Source organism: Paucibacter sp. M5-1, assembly GCF_027498415.2.
Taxonomy (GTDB): Bacteria; Pseudomonadota; Gammaproteobacteria; order Burkholderiales; family Burkholderiaceae_C; genus Roseateles_E.
Genome location: NZ_JAPZLM020000001.1, coordinates 5,101,493 through 5,118,628 on the forward strand (window position 1 = coordinate 5,101,493; position 17,136 = coordinate 5,118,628).

Sequence of the window (17,136 nt, forward strand, 5' to 3'; positions counted from 1 at the left end):
GCGCGGCTGGGGCAGGGGTTGAAGTTCAGGGCAGGTAGTCGGCGACCTTCCCTGTGCGGCTCAGCATCTGGTACTGACGCTCTCGCTCGCGCGACCGCGCGATGCGTTCTTCGCCGTCCGACATGCCCTGCAGCATCTGCAGCTGGGACATCTCGTGGGCCAGCAGCGCGTTCTCCGCGCCGATGCGCGCCTGGATCTCCAGCACGGCCTTCTGGTCGTCCGTCGCATTGATCTGGCGCATCAAGGACTGGATCTGGGTGAGCCGACCCGCTGCAGATTTCATCGCGTCTTGCAGCAGGCCCTTCTGTTGGTAGGGCTGGGCCAGCTCGGCCTGGCAGCGTGTTTGCTCGTCACCGCTGCGGTCCAGGCAGTTGTAGGCCATGTGCCGGTCACGCAGCGTCTTGGCCGTGGTGTTGAGGCCGGAGTATCCCGAGGTGCCGACCGCATTGATCAGGGTGTAGGCCTCGGCCGGCACATAGTTGCGCAGCTGCGGGTTGTTGAAGACATCGCCGAGATTGCGGACGCCGCTGATGCTGCTGAGTTGCTCCTGCAACTGAACGATCTGCTGCACCTGGTTGTTGATCGCGGTGATGTCGTTCATCACCTGCTGGATGGTCTGGATCAGATTAGCGGCGTCGATGACCGGGATACCCTGAGCCCGCGCTCGCTGTGAGCTGAGTGCGCTGGCAATGATGCAGACGGCGATGAAAATGCTGTGACGTTTATGCATGGCAATGCTCCTGAACTGGAGGGAGATCACACCTGGCCGCGCATCGCGGCGAGTTTGTAGGCGGCGGTCCGCGCCGTGCCGACTGTTCGGCCTAGGGTGTAGGCAGCGCCGGTGCCGGTGCGGGCAACGCCGCCCTGAGGAATGTTGCCGGCTGGTCCTCTTGTGGACGACCGCGAGCGCAGCCCCGAGACCATCATGATGTTCTGGATCATCTGGACGCCTTGATGCACAGCGGCGCCGCCAGTGAGTGCGGCTGCCAGGCTCGGCGCCTGAAAGCACAGGATGGCCATCAGAATCATCACAATGCAGTACGTCAGGGATTCGGCGACGACGTTGAAGGTCGGGCCGAGGAAGCCGCCTTGATCCTGAATGGTTTCCAGGAGCCTTTCGCCCATGGACGCGCTGAGGCCCAGCGAGAAGAACGCGAACCAGGCGAGCACTACCGCGTTCAGGACCATGGATAGCCAGCTGTCGAAGAAGCGGGCCGTAGGCCGCCAGGCGAGACAGAGGATGAAGAGGGGACCGACCGCCAAGGTGAAGGTGAGGAACACCTTGGCGAGCGTCACGACGAACAGCGCCAGACAGAGAAAGATGACGTTGCCGAAGGCGGTGACGATGGCCGCGAACACCAGGTCGAGGCGCGTGATGCCTGCATCCTTCAGCAGATCGACGACGAGCTGACTGGCGCGCTCGTTGAAGGCGTCAAGAATGGCGTATGGGGTGGAGATCGCGTTTGGATTCGCCGCCCCCGGCAAGAAGGTGGTGGCTACACCGGTCGCGAGCGCATTGGCTGTGTCGACCACATGGCTGATGTAGACGCCGGACTGCAGAGCGAATGCCAGGACCAGGCCGATCTTGAAGACCTTCCAGACGAAGGCCGGGACCGTGTCCGATATCTCGTTGCGCAGCACAGCCCAGCCGAACAGCGCGATCCAGATCGTCATCGCTGACAGTGCGACGGGCGTGATCGCCGACATCAGCGCCGCCGCGACGCTGATGACATATGTGTTCAAGACACTGTCGAATTGCGACCCGACCCAGGCGAACATGATGGTTGCTCACTGAATGACGGTGTTGGGCAACGCGCTGAGGCTGATGCACCTGCTGCCCAGGTCCGGCCGTTCGCATTGCAGCCACAGACCTTTGGACTTCACGATCCAACGCCTGGGCCTCTGCTCGATCCCGTATGTCGAGGCGCGGCAGGTTCCCGGCCGGGCATAGAACTCAGTGCATTCGCGGAGACCATCCTTGGTTTCGAGCATGCGCCAACCACTCGCCGTGCAGGCGGGATTGGTCGCAGGGCAGGGCTTTCCCAGCGTCGCCTTGGGCAGCGGCGGCGTCTCGACCCTGGCCGTGCCATCTGCGTTCAGGCCGACCGCCTCATTGCCCTTGACGAACTGCGCGTAGGCGCAGCTGGCCGCCAGTGCCAGTGCGAGTTCCAGCGCGGTCAGCGCGGCGAGATGCTGAACTGCAGTCATGCTGCTCTCCCGGAATTGCGAAGCCTTCGATCCTGAACTTCCTGCCGGAAAACTGGAAGCCACTGAAACGGATCGTTGCCATGGCGTTCACGCACGGCGTCGAGCAGGGCGACGTTGTCGGTGGTACCCGAGAGCACCGCGATGAAGTCATCCAGGCCGGCAAGGTCCAGCTCGCAGATCGCGCTGGCATGACCTTGCTTCACTAGAAATCGCCGCCCGCCCTGCGCGCTGAGGCCTCGAATGATGTCGAATTCGGCCTCGGTGAGCCCGAAGCCCTCGACATACTCCTCTCGCAAGGCCTCGGGATTGGCCAGAAAGATCTTGGTCACGCTTTGCTCAATCATCGTGCGGCCAATGGGGTGGCGCAGCACATCGGACGGGCTTTGCGTGTCGAAGATGCCTAGGCCGTTCTGCTTGCGGATGGTCTTCTGCTTGTGCTTGGCGAAGTCGCTGAAGATCTCGTGGTCAAGGGCCTTCCAGAACTCGGAGATCACATAGATGAGCCGCTCGCCGCTAACGAGCTCTTCCATCACTTGCAGCAGGTACATCATCACCGGCGTACGGACCTCGGGCAGATCCAGGAACTCGGTGGTGTCGAATCCGATGATCGCCTCCGCCTGCAGGTCGAGAAGCCGGTCGTCGGCTTCGTCGAACACCCAGCCCAGCGCTCCCCCTTCGCACCAGCGGCCCAGCCGCTCGAAGAGACTGTTCTCACCGGACTTGGGCAGGTTCTGTCGAACGGTCGAGAAGCGGCGCAACGGTGCCGGCATCATCGCCACGGCCCGGACCGCAGCGGCAATGGCGTGCTCGTCCGCAGGCAGCAGGGGCAGGGCAGCGCTGGCGATGCAGATGCGCACCAGATGCTCCCAGAACTGAATCCGTGCTGGCGTGGGTTCGCGTTGCAGCGGATTGCAGCCGGTGGGCTTGCCCGCCTCCAGCGTGAAGTAGCGGCCACCCAACGCGCGGATGGCGATCTCGCAGCCCCGGTCCAGATCGAAGAGCACCAGCCGTGGCGCCGGGTCCCATTTGCGCGTGAGCGTCAGCAGAAACATCTCCAGCGTGGTCTTGCCGACACCGGTGGAGCCGATGATCAGCGTGTTGCCTGGCAGCTTCTTGTCCGCCGAGTCTTCGCCCTCCGGGCTGCTGTGCAGGTTCAGATAGAAGGGTTGGCCGGAAGGCGTGCGCAACAGGGCCAGGGCCTCGCCCCAGGGATTGCCGTCGCGCTTGCCGCTGGCGAAGTTGTGCGCGCTGGCCAGCGCTGCGAAGGCGCGTGAGGACAGCTTGGCATCCCGGGGCCGCCATTGCCAGTTGCCGGGCATCTGCGCAAACCAGGCGGCATCGGCCACCAGGTCCACCGCCGACATCTGCAGGCTCGACGCCTCGCCGACGGCGCCGATGGCCTGCGCGGCACGCCGGCCTGCGTCCGCCAGGTCCTCGCCGAACACGACCAGGCTGTAGTGATACTCGCCCATGCAGAACTGGCCATCTCCGAGGTCATTGAGCGCTGTGTCCATCTCGGCGATCTGGCTCGCCACCACATCCTCGCTGGCGATCAGCTGATCCCGCTGCAGCTCCAGGGCCCGCATGGCATCTCGGCGCGGCAGGATCGAGAAGCTCTGCGTCTCGATGAACTCGCTGGTCTCATACAGCAGCGCGTTCAGGATGCCGGGCTCCACCGCATCCGCATACTCCTTGATGTCGATCAGGGCCGCGTAGCGGCGCGTGTCGCCATGCCGGAGTTCGAGCTTGTCGCCGCCAAAGAACAGGCGGACCGTTGGCAAGGTTCGGTAGAGCGGGCCGGCCGCTAAGGGCACCGGGTCCGAGCGCCCGTTGACCAGATAGCCGAGGAACTCGGCCAGCTCGGAGTACGGGCGCCCACCCTGATGCCGGGCGCCAAGCAGCCTGGGGCCGAAGCCTCGCAGCACCCGCGCCACCAGCGCAGACTGCTCTTCCATCACGCGCATGGCCTCGGTCTTGGCCTCGGCAATCGCTATTCGCGAGCGCGGCCTGGCGCGCAGTGCGCGGCCGAGGCGCGAAGAGTTCGGCCGGTAGACCAGCGTCAGGTAGAGCTCATTGCTCATCATCGGCCGCCCGCTCAGCTGCGTCTGAGCGTGCCTGGCCTGGTAGGCCTGGGACAGATCTCGGGCGAAGCCGGGTGCCTGCGGGTCTTGCAGATGATCGGCAACGCGGCGGTGCAGCCGATGGGTCCACACGGCCCATTGGCCGCCGGCGAGGTTGCGCAGCAGGTTGCACAGCGTCTCATGGCGCTCCGCGATCTGGTGTTCGTCCGCGCACTCGAAGGCGATGCCATCGAGGCGCCAGACCCGCAAATAGTCCCCGCCACGTGTGATCACGTCGTGCGGGCTGAGCAGCGAGGAGAAGGGCACGAAGGCGGCGACGGGGTTTTCCGCGCGTGCGCGCGCCCAGTGCCGGGGCTGGGTCTTGCGGCGCCACGGCCAGAGTGGTGCTTCGTTTGTGCTGCTAGACATGCCAAGCATCGCGGGCTCCTCGGTACAGGGTGGGGGTGTAGCTGCGAGCGCGCCAGAAGCCGCGATTGCGGTCGTGCAGGCGCAGCTTCAAGGCGAGGCACGCCTGCCGGAAGCGCTGGTCGTCCTGCGCGGTGACGATGCGCATCCAGAGCCATGCGGGGCCGACGGCCAGCAGGACACCCATCGCGATCCACCAGCTGACCAGGATGCCGCCCCAGACGATCAGCAGCATGCCGGCGCCGAGCAGCAGCACCAGCGGCGTGAGCGGGACGCCCAAGGCCGTGGCCGGCCGCGTGGCGCCCTTGAAGATGGCTTCGCTTTGCATCGCAGTCACCGCCAGGGCTCAGCTGACGATGAAGGCGGCAAACGCGCCGGCGCCACCGATCAGCGTGCCGCCGATCAGGATGTTCGCCACATCCGACAGGCGCGCCGCCTGGAAGATCATCTTGAAGCCGGCCCAGATGATGGCGATGGTGACCACGGCAACGGACACCACCACCAGGATGGCATTGACGTTCATCACGGTGGTGTTTACCTTCTCGAAGCCCTGCGCTGCCGCCAGTTGGCAGCACAGCAGGACGTAGACAGCAAGTGCGGTGCGGGCGCTGGGGCCCATGCTGGTGTGGAAATTCGGGCGCATGAGATCACCTCCCTGCGGTGTTGGGGAACGCGTATCGACGAGTGAGACATCAGCCGGAGGTGATCACGGCGGAGCGCGGGGCATGGCGCGGGCCACACGGCGCACATAGCCGTGGGCGAACCCGGTGACGAAGTTGCCGCTGTAGTAGCAAGACAGCGCCTGTCGCAGTGTGGTCTGCGTTGTTCGCGGCGAGCCATAGGGCTGAGGGACCCGGGCCATGCATTCGGTCAGCACCGTCTGCATAGCGGTCAGGTTGGTGCAGGGCTCGAAGGCCGTGTCGACCGTCAGCTTCAATCGGTCGAAGTTGCCAATGTTGATCTGGCCGAGTCCGACACTGAAGCTCCACCCTTGGGCCCGCAAAGCCCGAGCGGTGGCCAGGGCTTCAGCGCGGCTTCGGGGCTGGCGCACCAGCGCACCGCCGACCACGCCAATGGCCCACGGGTTGAAGGCGCTCTCAACGCTGACCAGCGCGCGTGCCGTGTCGACCTGAAGCTGAGGCGCACAGGCCATGGTCAGCGAGAGGAAGGTGGCGGCATCCATGGTGAACCACGCCTCATCAATTGCTGGGCTCAGCCGGTGGGGCCGGCGGCGGCTGGGTGGCGAGCCAGGCGGCGTAGTCGTCATCGAACTGCGTGTCCCAGCGACCGAGCTGGGCTTTGGCGGCGGGGCTGAACTCGGTCACCGTGTTGCCGTCCATGGCCCACCAGGTGCGGGCGAAGGCCGCGCCATTGATGGTGACGGATACGGCTCCGGTGTAGTTGCAGTAGTAGCGGGGGCCATTCGGGCCATCAACGACCCGTGTGTACTGGGGCGGGCAGTGGCTGGGCGCGCTGGCCCAGGCATGGTCAGCGACGTTGCCGCTGCCGGCCATTGCGCAGGAGGGGAAAGCTCTGCCCCGCGCCAGGTCGCGCAGTAGCTGGGTGATCGTGGGCACGCATTGGGGGATCGCGCGCCAGCTCGGCGCGGCGAGGCAGAGCAAGACTTGGCATCCGTCGACGGATGCGGCAGGGAGACTGGTGCTGAGCAGCGCGGCGGCAGTTGCCAGAGTCGCAGCTGTGCCGTAAGTCCGGGAGGTGAGCGCAGCAACCTCAGGCTTTCTGGCTGGGCTGCGAGGCGCGGAGGTCGGGCAGGCATTCATGGCGGAGCAGGCTGTTGTCGGGACCTTGGGGTTTCGCAGCAGGGCGCGTTGTTGCGTCCTGTGTGGAAACTCTAGGTGCCAAAACGGCCTGCTCACGCGATGAATTTTTACGAAAATTCGTCGCGCTGCTGGATCGCGCCGGAGCGATTCGGTGTGCTCCAGACCCTGAAGGCGACAGGCCTACCGAGCTACACCTAGACAAAATTCTTGATGTGTCGGATGCGTGCAGTTGAGCTTTGCCGGAGTTGGCGGCTTTGCTCTGGGCGCAAGCGTGGCCGGCTTCAAGCCACTCGGGGTCTTGGAAGGGGATAGGTGGGCGTATGACACGCTTCGCGGGAATCAAAAGGACGGATATCCGCTGCAAATGTTGCGTGGGAAAGCTGATCACTTCCTTATCAGCACGCGGCGCCGCTTGCCAGTCGCATTGCATCCCTAGATGTGCCGTCGCGATCAGTCTCGAGCCGACCTGCGTTGCGTTGGTTGACCTTGATTGCGAAGACTCGCCAGAGTTATCGGTGCCGCGAGATGCTGTACTGCAGCCCTTCACGAGCGCCAGCTCCTGGCCGGCTGCGAACATCCGCCTCGGCCGTGGAATCAGATTGGGATCTGACGAGGATCACGAGCCGAACGACCGCTCGCCGTCGTGGCGGCGTACTGGCGCTGCCGGCCAAAACCGGTAACTCGCCAAGGTCGCCTTTTCGGCCGGCGAGACAGCGCAGATGAGTGCCCTTCCACCGATCAGCGCCAATGCTTCCGGCCGATCGCAGGACTCATCTCGCGTTGCATAGCTCGCCAAACCCGCTCAAGGCCCGCACACATCCAGGGCTGCCCGTCTCTAAAAACCCGCCATTGCCTTACATCTCTTGGATTCGGCTCGAAGTGCAAAGACCATGAGACACCGCCACAGGAGAAGCTCCAATCGAACGGCTGCAGTCGATCCTCGCCGGCAACGAGGGGCCGCGCCGGCGCTATGTCCTCTGCGAGGTTCAACCGCTGCTCGGCACGAGCATCGCGTTCTGCCCCGGTGGCTGCTCGATACGGTCGCATGCTCAAATCTTAGGCAAGAATCGTTAACAATAGGTATACAACCAAGTTAGAGCGCAACGAATTCGTCTCTCATGCTATCCAAAGCCATTCTGTTCATCGGCGGAACGATCGCCATGTCGCTTGTCTGGCTCTTTGCAGCAGTATGGCTAGCAGAGGCATGTTGCAACCTAGTAGTGCAGGATGGCCTGCTTGCTTCTGTCTTCTGCGCATTTTTGGTTGGCGCAGCTGCGGTGTCTTGGAAGCTTTTCGTTGCGCCAAACAAGGCGAGGCGAAATGCGCTCTAACCATTCGCTCGAGCCGACTCGCTACGGCAGGCCGCTCCAGGCCCTCATTTCATTCTGGGCCTTACGCAGCCTACCTGCGCTCGCGGTTCAGCTCGGACGTTAGGCCTCACAACCACCCTCTGCGCCAGAGTCCGCGCTGCAACGACTGCCAGTACAAATGGAACAATCAATCACCCTCAACTTGCCCTACGACCTGTCCGAGTCTGAGTGGAGCAAGGTGATGAACGTATACCGACAGATGGACCAATGGATCGAAGGGCAAGAGGTGGCATGCTGGTTCGGACCACTTAACAGTGCTCGGTTCGTTGCGGCCTCAGTTGAGCCAAGCGGTCTGCTCGTATCGGGAAACATTGATCCGTTGCTCTTTCGGGGGTGGATCACAAAGCTTTGCGCAAAGCTGACCGCAGCGCTCGCACGAGAGGTCTACGACGCAGAGGTCTGAGGCTGGCCCAGCCTGAGGACGGACCAAGGGCATGCTAGGTAAACGGCGTTCGCGCCCTTCGATGCGGCGCACAGAGAGGCCGTGACAGTGAGGCCTAACCCCTCGGTCAAGCGGAGCGCCGCCGGCAGGCCACCAAGCCCGCGCGCTGCTGTGGTTTATCCTGCATCGCGCGGGCTTGGCGGCCTGCCGTCGTCGCCCGCTTACCTCGAACGTTGAGCGTCATGAAATCGCTGCTATCGCTCTTTCAGCGCAATGACCAAGCCAGAAGCGATCTGCTTGGATTTGCCTACGTTTCCGCAGAGGAGCCTGCGCAGTTTGCCGGGGTGACTCCTGGGTTAACCGTTGGGACGTTCACAGATAAGCCACCGTGGATCGTTGTCGATCTATCTTTGTCTTCGGTCGTAGTCGCTCGCTGGCCAGGCAAGCTCTGGGAAGTCCAGATTCTTCGTCGAGCCGGCGAACAGCCGAGAGCCGGTGCCACGTATGTTCGAGCTACCGCAGTTCGCATAGAACGTGAACTTCCCTCAGCCACGCTTTTCGGCACAAACGGACACGCCATAGAAGAAGTTCTCTGGAATGCATCTCAACTGACCATTGGACAGCGAGATGTTCTAGCCGAGCGAAGAGATCGGGGCGCCGATGAAGTTTTCTCTGCAGCGTGGAACCGCTGGCTTGCACAAGTCGAACCGAGTAACCCTCATCGCGGTCAAGACCACCGCGATACGCTTGCCGTCTTTGCGGGGAATTCGAGATCCCCAGTTGGCCCGGCTTTCACTGTTCTCCACTCTGTCACTACAAAGCGAGCGAAAGAGCTCGAAGGCGATGCCGCATTTGTAGTTGATGAAGAGGAGCAAATCTTCCAACCCATGTGGGCTTCAGCATTCTCTGCTTTGTTGCACGCATGTATGGGTGTTGGGGCAAGCAACGACATTCTGTCGAATGATGAACGCTCGGTGCTCTTGGCTTGCTATTCAAGCCTCAAACCTGGCAGAGGCCCGCAATGACGCCCAACCCTTCCATCGAGAGGACGTCACAAGGGCTACGCCCTTGCGCCGCCTCTCATGTCAAACGTTGACCACCATGCGCGAGGAAAATGAGATTACCTCCAGGGTCATTGCCTGGTTCGATCAAATCGAATTCACGCCGTACTCAGCGTGGTCCCAGCACTACTTCAACAATCGCGGCGGTGAGACGCATGAAGGACTGGCCTTCTGTGCCCCGCGATCTGAAGTGGCGCATGTCGAACAGTTCATTGCTGCAGCCGTCTTCCGCGTTCTCAACTTCTTCCACTACTCTCGGTCAGAAATTCGCGAAATGCTCGTCGGAGCTGTAGTGCGCTCTGCTGGGGGTGAACTTGAGCACTGCGATGCATGGCGCGGCCTTGCCAACACTCATGTTCAAGGTTCAGTCGACATGTTGGATGCCTTGCGCGCAGCGCATCCGGATCTACAGCCCGAATATGCGATCTTTGACCTGGACGGCTCGATCAACTCGTTTGCGTTCGCCGCCAATCAGAGGAGCTACGTCGCGCTCTACTGGTACACCACTGGTTAAATCTATGCCTGAACAGAATCGGTCTAGCCCTGTGCTGCAGCCGACGCCTAACGGCGTGGCTGAGGTAGTCCGTTGGGCGTCACAGGCATAGGAGAGCCCATGGGCAAAGGTTCGCATTCGGTTGTGATTCCCATAACTGCCGAGCAGGCTCGCAAAGAACACGCTTTAGCCGTGGCGTTGCGCGCAGCCGAAGAAGAAGCTGTGTGTACTCTCCTCGCCAACGAATGCTCACCAGACCAAGTTCAGGCTGTTCTGAGCAACGCGAGCGGCTTTGCTGAAGCAATGACGCAGAAGTATCGCGACCCACATGGACCTCCTGTCGCCTGCAAAGACGGTTGCTCCTGGTGCTGCTATCAGTTCGTTCGCGTGTCGGCCCCGGAAGTCTTTCGAATTGTCCGGTTCATCGAAACAGAACTTTCGCCAGAGGCGCGAACCGAAGTCGTGGATCGCCTGCGCAAACTGGACGGGGCAACGCGTGGGCTTACGCCGAAGGGGCGAGTCAGGATTCCGAAGTCATGTGCGTTCCTGGTGGACGGGCGGTGTTCAATCTATTCCGTTCGTCCACTAGCGTGTGCCGAATTCACGTCCTATGAAGTCAAGGACTGCAAACGAGGCCAACGCCTTGGCTTCAAATCGGGCGGAGTCATACACGAGAAAGCGCGAATGATCGCCTTCAACTCAGTTCAGCAAGGTCTCGCTGACGGATTGCGACGCGCGCTTCCCGAAACAGACACCGCCTGGCTAGAACTCATAGCCGCCGTTGTGCAAGCTATCGATACGCCGCAAGCGGAACAGGTTTGGCTTTCCGGCGGGAAGGTCTTTGCTGGCGCGCACCTGGATACCATGCGCACGTGACGCCCAGCCCTTCCATCTAGGGGACGGCTTACAGCCGGCATCGCCGTCTGTAAGCCGTCCCTCATGTCAAACGTTGAACGGCAGGTTTTGGGCGCCGAATCCAAGCAAGCCTAGGACCGCAACGGGTCGATTCCGTCCGGTCGCGCCGCGTCGGACCGGACATTCGATCTCGGAGTGCCGCACCGGCTGTCAAATGACCGGTCTCGGAGGTGCAGCGGCCATGCGTTCCGATGACCGTCGAACGGCCGCTGATGATTGCAGTGGTCGCTCAGCCTGTTGGTCGCGAGTGACTCTGACCAGCCTGTTCCTGAAGTTCAATGACCTCCGATTCGGGGCGGGGCTGCCGTGCATGATTTATTGCGGCGGGAGGAAACAGCCTACGGCCCAACTGTCTTGCAGCATTCCGCCGGCCGTGCCCGATGCTGACCCGGGCGAGGGCAACGAACTCCTTGGTGGGCAGGACTCAAATGACCTCTCGCGCACGTCCTATTGCGCGTTCGATTGCCTCCACCAGGCTTGCAGCGGATTGGCCGAATGCCGAAGCGCACTTGAGCAGAACGGTTAACGACGGCTGACGCTCTCCTCGTTCGAGCTTGCCGTAGTAGGAGCGATCGACACCCGCAAGAAGTGCCAATGCATCCTGAGCGATGCCTCGCTCGACTCGCCATGCTCGCAACACCGACCCGCAGGCACTGGCTACGACTGGGTCAAATGAGTCGGCGCGTGGAGTCGGGCGGACCGACGGCGTCTTGGGGGAGGAAAAGGCTTTGATCACAAGCCGTAGCTTTTCCGCGAACGTTAGTAGTGGGCCACGGCATATATGCCGTAAACTTACTTGCCGGCATGCCTTTCTTCGCCGGTAGGAGTCAGCGATGCGCAGCTCTCGATCTGAACAAGTCCCGTGGACTGGCAGCCTTCTGCAGATGTGCGCACAGGGCCAAACGACGGGAGTGGACCGGCGGCAAGCAATGCCGCTTTGCAGGCGCTACGTCAGCGCTCATTTCGACGAGCACCCGGTCCAAGTGCTGGCAGCCGATGGAGCCTTGCGCGAGCTGGTGGTGAGCAGGGCAGTGGGAATTCTGACGGATGGTGACTGGGAAGCGCTGGGCGCCTGGCCTGGTGCCGCTGTCGGCCCGGCGTTCTGGCGCGGTGTCTGGGCGGATCTCGATAGCCGGGGTGTCGACAAGATCTCGCTGGTGTGCGCGTCGGATCTTGATGCTCGTGTCCTGTGCCCGGTGGGCAAGGTGCTGACTCCGTTTCGGCGGATTCTGGGTCAGGGGTATGTTTCTGCTGCTTCCGGCGTTGGCGTGCTTCGCGCTGAAGCGCGGCGGGTGGTCCGTGAAGCCTCGGGCGTTCGTGCGGCGCGTCTCGCACTGAAACGCCTGCTGGCTGGTTCCGGGGCGGGCAGGGCTGCCGTGCTGTCACCGGACTGGCCCGAGGTGCTTGATGGGTTCCGGCCGTTCTATGCCCTTCGCCCCCATCGCCGGGCCTTGGTGCGTGCGGGCGACGAGTACCTGGAGCAGTTAGGTTTGCGGTTGAGCCGGGCTGTGGCGCGCCATGGCCCCTTTGTTGATGTCGCGTCTGCGGTGTCGTTCGTGGCCCAGACGCTGGCGTGTGTTGAGCGCCGTCTCAAGGCCTCGGCGCTCGTGCTTCCTGCCTTCCCCGCTCATCCTTCTGGGCCTGTGTCCACCTTTGGGGCCGGCGGCTTCTCGGGCTCTGTTGGAGGGTGCTCGCCATGAGCACGCTCTGGCCGCCGATCTTCGCCAAGATCCGGACCACGCTGATGCGGCGTGGCCGCTCGTCTGACGAGGCTGATGACCTGGTGCAGGAAGCCTGGGTGCGGCTGGCCTGCTACGAGCGAGAGCGGGAGGCGGTGGCCGATCCCGAACCCTTCATGATGCGCATTGCGCTGAACCTGTCGATCGATGCGCACCGCATGCAGGCCCATCACGGCGAGGAGGTGCTGGCGGAGGAAGTCGTGCTGGCCGACACGGCACCGAGCGTGGAAGCGGTGGTGCTGGGCCGTGAGCGGATGGACCGGATGAACGTTTGCCTGGGCCGCATGAACGACAAGACCCGCGACATCTTCCTGGCCCACCGGATTGAAGGGCTGACCTACCAGGAGATCGCCCAGCACCATGGCCTGAGCCTCAGCACCATCGAGAAGTACATCGCCCGGGCCACGCTGCTGGTCGCCACCGGCATGGACGGCTGGTAGGCATGCGCGAGCCGGACGCTCCGGCCGGGCCGGGGCCAGACCCAGCGGGCCGTGGCGCGGTGCCCCCGGCGTTCACGGGCAAAGCCGCCGTGCCCCCGGCGGTCATGGCCGAAGCCGCCGTGTGGATCGCCCGGCTCCATGGCCCCCATCGGTCTTCGGACATGGAACGCGAGTGCCTGGCCTGGCAGGCTCGGTCGGCCGCACACCGCCTGGCCTTCGAGCGCTGCACCGATGCCTGGCAGGAGGTGGCCGGCGTGACACTGAGAGACTATGCGCGCGTCACTGCCACGACTCCAGCAGCGGCCCCTGCAGGCGGGCGCAGGGCAGGGCGGTGGGCGCCGGGACGGTGGACAGTGGCCGCTTCAGCCACCGTGACCGCGTTCGCTCTGACCGGCCTGCTGGTGCTGCAACCCTGGCACGCGGGGGACGTCTATGAGACCGGGGTTGGCGAACAGCGGACGGTGGTGCTTCAGGACGGCAGCCGGCTCACGCTGAACACGGCGACCCGGGTTCGGGTGGCCCTGGGCCAGACCCAGCGCCAGGTGAGCGTGGAGGGCGGCGAGGCGCTGTTCGAGGTGGCCAAGGCTGCGAGCCGGCCCTTTGTCGTGCGTGCGGCCAGCACCGAAGTGGTCGCCACGGGGACTGCCTTCGTGGTCCGCTGGGGTCCTCCAGACAGGGGCAGCAGCCCCGCGCTGGCAGTGACGCTGGTGGAAGGTCAGGTGGTCGTGCGCGGCCCGGTGGGCAGTGCGCTGGCCAGCCCCGTGGTGATGGCGCCCGGGGAGCGCGTGCGGCTGGGCAAGACCAGTGCGGTGTCGTCCGGCGCAGCGCGAGAGGCAAGGCTGCTCAGGCAGCTGGATCGTCCTCGCATGGACCAGCTGCTGGCCTGGAAGCGCGGCGAGGCGATCTTCGACAACGCAACCCTGCTGGAGGCGGTGGCCGAGATGAATCGCTACAGCGCTGTGCCGATCCGGGTGGCCGGGGCGCAGACGCTGGGCCGCCTGCGGGTCAGCGGGGTGTTCAAGACAGGTGACAACGCGAGCTTTGCGCGGGCGCTGGCAAGCTTGCTCGATTTGCATGTCCGGGAGTACCCGGGACGGCTGGAGCTCGCCAGCCGTGTTGCCTTGGCGCTGGAGCCCAAGGACTAGGGCACGACCGCCAGCCAGGCTCGTGGAAACCCCTATCGGAGAACCTCTGAGCTGCTAGACGAGCTCCAGCAAGCCGTAGGCGGCCGCTCGCATTGCGGAGGCCTTGCGGCTCGGACAGTTCAGCCGCCCATTGATGCGCTGAAACCTTGAGTCCACCGATGCCGTGCTCATGCCGGTCAGTCCAGCGATGTCTTTGGATCCTAGGCCTCGCCATGCCATGGCCAGCAGGTCCACGTCGCTCTCTTGGAGTTGGGCAGCCTCGGTGAGACGCTGCCGCAGATGGCTGGTCAACCAGTCATGCAGTTCGGCGGCCAGCGATCTGGCGAGTGTTCGAACCACGCGTGCCTGTGCGCCCTCGAAGGTGCCCGCCTCGCTACTGCCAAGGCAGAGCATTTCGAGTCGATCAACTGCGCGACCGTTTGGAATTGGCACGATGAGGCAGGAGCGGAATCCGTACTGCTGTGCGAGCTTGAGGGCGGCTGCATCTGCCCCGTGTTCGATCCGGATCTGATGGTCGGTGCCGGGCAAGGTGTGCGTGCGCGCGAAGCGGAACCAGGGGTGGTTAAGCAGCGACGGCTGGCTCTCTTGCGCCTGGGCGAAGGCAGGGTGGCAGGCGAAGAGGCTGAAGCAGGAAGGCTCACGCCCGCCTTCGGGGATCGCTGCGGTATAGAGGCTGGCGCTGGCCCCGATCGCGACGGTTGCAAGCATCAGGCGGGCGAGCAACTCCGGCGGGCTCACCGCTGACGGGATCTGGACGATAGCTTCGAGGGCCTGCGCGGCGTAGTGGGGCGTTGCCGCCCGCGCTTGAAGGGTCGTCGGATCTGGATTGATCGAAGACATGGTCGAACTCCCTGTTGATCTGCGCGAAGAAGATCGGGTCCTCGAAGCGGAGCGGATCGGTGGCCGCGCAGGCTTCGAATTGATCGCGGTTCAGGTACAGGACCCAGCACTCCGTCTGCGCGTAGCCTCGGACGTACCGGCTGCGGCATGCAGCGACACCCATCTGCACCTTGACAAACGCGAGGCGCAGGGAGTCGCGGCCGTTGTCGCGCCTGCCTTCGTTCCGCGCTGTGTTGGTGAATTCGGTCGAGTGGATCACGGCATGCTCCTGCGGGCTCATTGGTTGCTGCGCTTGGTCTTGTTGATGCCGAGAGCTCCTGCGCTTGGGCTCAAGGTTCCGAATACCCAACGGCCGACATGGTCGTTGTGTTTCCCGGTCGGATCAATCGGATGCCTGGGATGCGAATGACTGTTCGGTGGGCTCATTCGAGGGCTGCTGCGGTCGGCGCAAGCCCGCGCTTGGGTCGGTCTGGTTGGGCTCTGCGCTCGTAGGTTCGGGAGAGTTTGGTTGCCGTCCTGCGCTTTGGTGCTCGATCCGCACCGGTTCTGCTTCTGAAGCGATCGGGGCCATGACCGGTTCGCGTCGCTGATGAGTAAGGGTGTAAACGTTCGGTCCCATCGTTGCTGATTACATCATTGGGCAGGATGGCTCGCCAGCCGAGGGCAGGCGGCCTAAGATCGGTTGACGGAACCGACATCCGATGCGAGGCCTTTGATGGCATCAGTCAACTGGAAAACCACTTTCTCCCTCGTCAGGGTTGCGCTAATGCGCCGCGGTCGTACGCGCGATGAAGCCGATGATCTGGTGCAAGAGGCCTGGATCAAGCTCGCGTGCTATGAGCAGTCGCACACGGTGGCCAAGCCCGAGGCGTTCCTGATGCGTGCGGCACTGAACCTGTCGATCGATGACTTCCGTGCGCAGCAGCGGCATGGCGAGCATGAGGTGATCGAAGAGACATTGTTGGCGGATACGACGCCGACGGCCGAGGCGAGTTTGCTGGCGCGCGAGCGGATCGCGCGGGTGCATGAGGGCCTGGCCGGACTGGACGCGAGGACCCGGGAGATCTTTCTGGCGCATCGCCTGGACGGTATGAGCTATCTCGAGATCGCGCGCGAGCAGGGGGTCAGTGTCAGCGCGGTGGAGAAGCACATTGCAAAGGCTGCGTTGGCGATTGCAAGATCGATGGTAGGTTGGTACCCATGAAGTCTTCGCCCGTGCCTGAGTCTGGGGAGGGACGCCAGCCGAAAGTGCCACCCCACGTGATGGCCGAGGCCTCAGTTTGGATTGCCCGTCTGCACGGCCCCAGCCGCTCGCCCGAGATGGAGCGCGAGTGCCTGGCGTGGCAGGCGCAGTCAGCCCTTCACCGACAGGCTTTCGAGTGGTGTACCGATGCGTGGGTGGAGGTACGCGGCGTGAGGGTCTCTGACGCTTACCGCAGCGCGGCGGCCATGGGCAAGAGCTCGGGTTTTGAAAGCAGGAAGGGATCCGGAACGAGGCGACCTTGGTGGACGCTGATGTCGGCTGCGGCCGTGCTTATCGTGGGCGCGGCATTCGCATTGCACCATTGGAGGGGTGGCGATGTCTATGAGACCAGGGTCGGGGAACTGCAGTCGGTGATGCTCAACGACGGCACCCGCATGTCCTTGAACACCGAAACAAAATTGCGGGTGGATCTGGGCACCGATCAGCGCACTGTCACCGTGCAAGGTGGAGAGGCCATGTTCGAGGTGGCCAAGGACCCGCATCGGCCCTTCATCGTTCGGGTCGGGGACAGTGAGGTGGTCGCGGTCGGCACGGTGTTCTCCGTGCGGCTGACCGCTGGGGGGGGACATGATGCCCGCGATGCGCTGGCCGTCACACTGATCGAAGGGGAGGTCACGCTCCGTGCGGCTTCGGGCAACGCGCCGAACGGCATCGCGCCGCCGCGGCCCCTGCAGATGCGGCCCGGTGACCGTGTGCGCCTGGTCAAGCCGAGCACCGCATCGGCCGCCGCCGTGCCGCAGGTCGACCGACCCCGTATCGAACAGGTGGTGGCTTGGAAGCGCAGCGAGGTCGTTTTTGAGGATGTTTCGCTTGGCGAGGCCGTGGCAGAGATGAATCGATACAACCGAACGCCGATCGTTTTGCCGGATGACATTGCAATTTCGGGGTTGCGTGTCAGCGGCCTTTATCGCACCGGCGACAGCAGCGGATTCGCCCAAGCCATCGCTGCACTTCACGGCCTCGCCGTGCACGACCGTGGGGGACGGTTGGAACTGGCTGGCCATCACTAGGA

General features: G+C 63.6%; 19 protein-coding genes and 1 pseudogene. 10 read left to right on the forward strand and 10 right to left on the reverse strand.

All coding sequences use genetic code 11. The features are described 5' to 3' along the window. Positions 1-25: 25 nt before the first annotated feature. The 8 genes from O5M90_RS24230 to O5M90_RS24265 all read right to left on the reverse strand — a co-directional run bounded on the left by O5M90_RS24230 (position 26) and on the right by O5M90_RS24265 (position 6,208). On the reverse strand, positions 26-730 hold the full coding sequence (locus tag O5M90_RS24230) for a type IV secretion system protein (protein ID WP_262971040.1): 705 nt from the start codon (positions 728-730) through the stop codon (positions 26-28). A gap of 26 nt (positions 731-756) precedes the next feature. Continuing rightward, on the reverse strand, positions 757-1,779 hold the full coding sequence (locus tag O5M90_RS24235; RefSeq protein ID WP_262971039.1) for a type IV secretion system protein: 1,023 nt from the start codon (positions 1,777-1,779) through the stop codon (positions 757-759). Positions 1,780-1,788: 9 nt separating this feature from the next. Continuing rightward, the gene (locus tag O5M90_RS24240; RefSeq protein WP_262971038.1) at positions 1,789-2,208 is read right to left on the reverse strand and encodes a hypothetical protein; all 420 of its coding nucleotides are present in this window, start codon (positions 2,206-2,208) and stop codon (positions 1,789-1,791) included. Further along, a complete protein-coding gene (locus tag O5M90_RS24245) occupies positions 2,205-4,706 on the reverse strand; it encodes a VirB4 family type IV secretion/conjugal transfer ATPase (protein WP_262971037.1) in 2,502 nt (833 codons plus the stop codon). Before O5M90_RS24245 ends, O5M90_RS24240 begins: the two co-directional genes overlap by 4 nt. Beyond that, entirely contained in the window at positions 4,690-5,022 is a 333-nt protein-coding gene (locus O5M90_RS24250) for a VirB3 family type IV secretion system protein (RefSeq protein WP_262971036.1), read from the reverse strand. The genes O5M90_RS24245 and O5M90_RS24250 overlap by 17 nt, the downstream gene beginning before the upstream one ends. Positions 5,023-5,040: 18 nt before the next feature. After that, complete coding sequence (locus tag O5M90_RS24255) at positions 5,041-5,337, reverse strand: TrbC/VirB2 family protein (RefSeq protein ID WP_262971035.1); 297 nt, start codon at positions 5,335-5,337, stop codon at positions 5,041-5,043. A gap of 63 nt (positions 5,338-5,400) precedes the next feature. Further along, a complete protein-coding gene (locus O5M90_RS24260; RefSeq protein WP_262971034.1) occupies positions 5,401-5,877 on the reverse strand; it encodes a lytic transglycosylase domain-containing protein in 477 nt (158 codons plus the stop codon). A 16-nt stretch (positions 5,878-5,893) separates the two neighbouring features. After that, a complete protein-coding gene (locus O5M90_RS24265; protein ID WP_440402399.1) occupies positions 5,894-6,208 on the reverse strand; it encodes a hypothetical protein in 315 nt (104 codons plus the stop codon). 2,261 nt (positions 6,209-8,469) lie between these two features. Between O5M90_RS24265 and O5M90_RS24270 the strand changes: the two genes are divergently transcribed. The 3 genes from O5M90_RS24270 (at position 8,470) to O5M90_RS24280 (ending at position 10,657) form a co-directional block, all read left to right on the forward strand. Next, positions 8,470-9,252, forward strand: a complete 783-nt coding sequence (locus O5M90_RS24270) for a hypothetical protein (RefSeq protein WP_269837778.1) — start codon at positions 8,470-8,472, stop codon at positions 9,250-9,252. Positions 9,253-9,328: 76 nt separating this feature from the next. Then, positions 9,329-9,802 (forward strand): hypothetical protein, encoded by a 474-nt coding sequence (locus O5M90_RS24275; protein WP_262971032.1) that lies wholly within the window; start codon positions 9,329-9,331, stop codon positions 9,800-9,802. Between the two features lie 99 nt (positions 9,803-9,901). Next, positions 9,902-10,657: a YkgJ family cysteine cluster protein gene (locus tag O5M90_RS24280; RefSeq protein ID WP_262971031.1), complete on the forward strand. Its 756-nt coding sequence runs from the start codon at positions 9,902-9,904 to the stop codon at positions 10,655-10,657. A 463-nt stretch (positions 10,658-11,120) separates the two neighbouring features. Here O5M90_RS24280 and O5M90_RS24285 read toward each other — a convergent pair whose 3' ends face one another. Beyond that, complete coding sequence (locus tag O5M90_RS24285) at positions 11,121-11,432, reverse strand: helix-turn-helix domain-containing protein (RefSeq protein WP_440402401.1); 312 nt, start codon at positions 11,430-11,432, stop codon at positions 11,121-11,123. Positions 11,433-11,529: 97 nt separating this feature from the next. Here O5M90_RS24285 and O5M90_RS24290 point away from each other — a divergent pair, with 97 nt between their 5' ends. From O5M90_RS24290 to O5M90_RS24305, 4 genes and pseudogenes are all read left to right on the forward strand, one after another. After that, positions 11,530-12,396 carry a transposase gene (locus tag O5M90_RS24290; protein WP_262971030.1) on the forward strand — a complete coding sequence of 289 codons (867 nt, stop codon included), beginning with the start codon at positions 11,530-11,532 and terminating at the stop codon, positions 12,394-12,396. Next, entirely contained in the window at positions 12,393-12,875 is a 483-nt protein-coding gene (locus O5M90_RS24295; protein WP_262970957.1) for an RNA polymerase sigma factor, read from the forward strand. The genes O5M90_RS24290 and O5M90_RS24295 overlap by 4 nt, the downstream gene beginning before the upstream one ends. A 104-nt stretch (positions 12,876-12,979) precedes the next feature. Next, a pseudogene (locus O5M90_RS24300) lies at positions 12,980-13,090 on the forward strand (DUF4880 domain-containing protein); the annotation flags it as partial. 156 nt (positions 13,091-13,246) lie between these two features. Then, positions 13,247-14,020, forward strand: coding sequence for a FecR family protein (locus tag O5M90_RS24305; protein WP_269838356.1), 774 nt, complete (start codon positions 13,247-13,249; stop codon positions 14,018-14,020). Positions 14,021-14,074: 54 nt separating this feature from the next. Here the strand turns inward: O5M90_RS24305 and O5M90_RS24310 are convergent, their stop codons facing one another. Continuing rightward, entirely contained in the window at positions 14,075-14,860 is a 786-nt protein-coding gene (locus O5M90_RS24310; RefSeq protein ID WP_262971028.1) for a helix-turn-helix transcriptional regulator, read from the reverse strand. Between O5M90_RS24310 and O5M90_RS24315 the strand changes: the two genes are divergently transcribed. The 3 genes from O5M90_RS24315 to O5M90_RS24325 all read left to right on the forward strand — a co-directional run bounded on the left by O5M90_RS24315 (position 14,859) and on the right by O5M90_RS24325 (position 17,134). Continuing rightward, complete coding sequence (locus tag O5M90_RS24315) at positions 14,859-15,269, forward strand: hypothetical protein (RefSeq protein ID WP_440402402.1); 411 nt, start codon at positions 14,859-14,861, stop codon at positions 15,267-15,269. The genes O5M90_RS24310 and O5M90_RS24315 overlap by 2 nt on opposite strands. A 306-nt stretch (positions 15,270-15,575) precedes the next feature. Continuing rightward, on the forward strand, positions 15,576-16,064 hold the full coding sequence (locus O5M90_RS24320) for an RNA polymerase sigma factor (protein WP_262971026.1): 489 nt from the start codon (positions 15,576-15,578) through the stop codon (positions 16,062-16,064). Next, positions 16,061-17,134 (forward strand): FecR family protein, encoded by a 1,074-nt coding sequence (locus O5M90_RS24325; RefSeq protein WP_440402403.1) that lies wholly within the window; start codon positions 16,061-16,063, stop codon positions 17,132-17,134. The genes O5M90_RS24320 and O5M90_RS24325 overlap by 4 nt, the downstream gene beginning before the upstream one ends. Positions 17,135-17,136 lie beyond the last annotated feature (2 nt).

Excerpts from the sequence above, each read along its gene's own strand:
- O5M90_RS24230 (WP_262971040.1), bottom strand. The coding sequence starts at position 730 with ATGCATAAACGTCACAGCATTTTCATCGCCGTCTGCATCATTGCCAGC.
- O5M90_RS24235 (WP_262971039.1), bottom strand. The coding sequence starts at position 1,779 with ATGTTCGCCTGGGTCGGGTCGCAATTCGACAGTGTCTTGAACACATAT.
- O5M90_RS24240 (WP_262971038.1), bottom strand. The coding sequence starts at position 2,208 with ATGACTGCAGTTCAGCATCTCGCCGCGCTGACCGCGCTGGAACTCGCA.
- O5M90_RS24245 (WP_262971037.1), bottom strand. The coding sequence starts at position 4,706 with ATGCTTGGCATGTCTAGCAGCACAAACGAAGCACCACTCTGGCCGTGG.
- O5M90_RS24250 (WP_262971036.1), bottom strand. The coding sequence starts at position 5,022 with ATGCAAAGCGAAGCCATCTTCAAGGGCGCCACGCGGCCGGCCACGGCC.
- O5M90_RS24255 (WP_262971035.1), bottom strand. The coding sequence starts at position 5,337 with ATGCGCCCGAATTTCCACACCAGCATGGGCCCCAGCGCCCGCACCGCA.
- O5M90_RS24260 (WP_262971034.1), bottom strand. The coding sequence starts at position 5,877 with ATGGATGCCGCCACCTTCCTCTCGCTGACCATGGCCTGTGCGCCTCAG.
- O5M90_RS24265 (WP_440402399.1), bottom strand. The coding sequence starts at position 6,208 with ATGGCCGGCAGCGGCAACGTCGCTGACCATGCCTGGGCCAGCGCGCCC.
- O5M90_RS24270 (WP_269837778.1), top strand. The coding sequence starts at position 8,470 with ATGAAATCGCTGCTATCGCTCTTTCAGCGCAATGACCAAGCCAGAAGC.
- O5M90_RS24275 (WP_262971032.1), top strand. The coding sequence starts at position 9,329 with ATGCGCGAGGAAAATGAGATTACCTCCAGGGTCATTGCCTGGTTCGAT.
- O5M90_RS24280 (WP_262971031.1), top strand. The coding sequence starts at position 9,902 with ATGGGCAAAGGTTCGCATTCGGTTGTGATTCCCATAACTGCCGAGCAG.
- O5M90_RS24290 (WP_262971030.1), top strand. The coding sequence starts at position 11,530 with ATGCGCAGCTCTCGATCTGAACAAGTCCCGTGGACTGGCAGCCTTCTG.
- O5M90_RS24295 (WP_262970957.1), top strand. The coding sequence starts at position 12,393 with ATGAGCACGCTCTGGCCGCCGATCTTCGCCAAGATCCGGACCACGCTG.
- O5M90_RS24315 (WP_440402402.1), top strand. The coding sequence starts at position 14,859 with ATGGTCGAACTCCCTGTTGATCTGCGCGAAGAAGATCGGGTCCTCGAA.
- O5M90_RS24310 (WP_262971028.1), bottom strand. The coding sequence starts at position 14,860 with ATGTCTTCGATCAATCCAGATCCGACGACCCTTCAAGCGCGGGCGGCA.
- O5M90_RS24320 (WP_262971026.1), top strand. The coding sequence starts at position 15,576 with ATGGCATCAGTCAACTGGAAAACCACTTTCTCCCTCGTCAGGGTTGCG.
- O5M90_RS24325 (WP_440402403.1), top strand. The coding sequence starts at position 16,061 with ATGAAGTCTTCGCCCGTGCCTGAGTCTGGGGAGGGACGCCAGCCGAAA.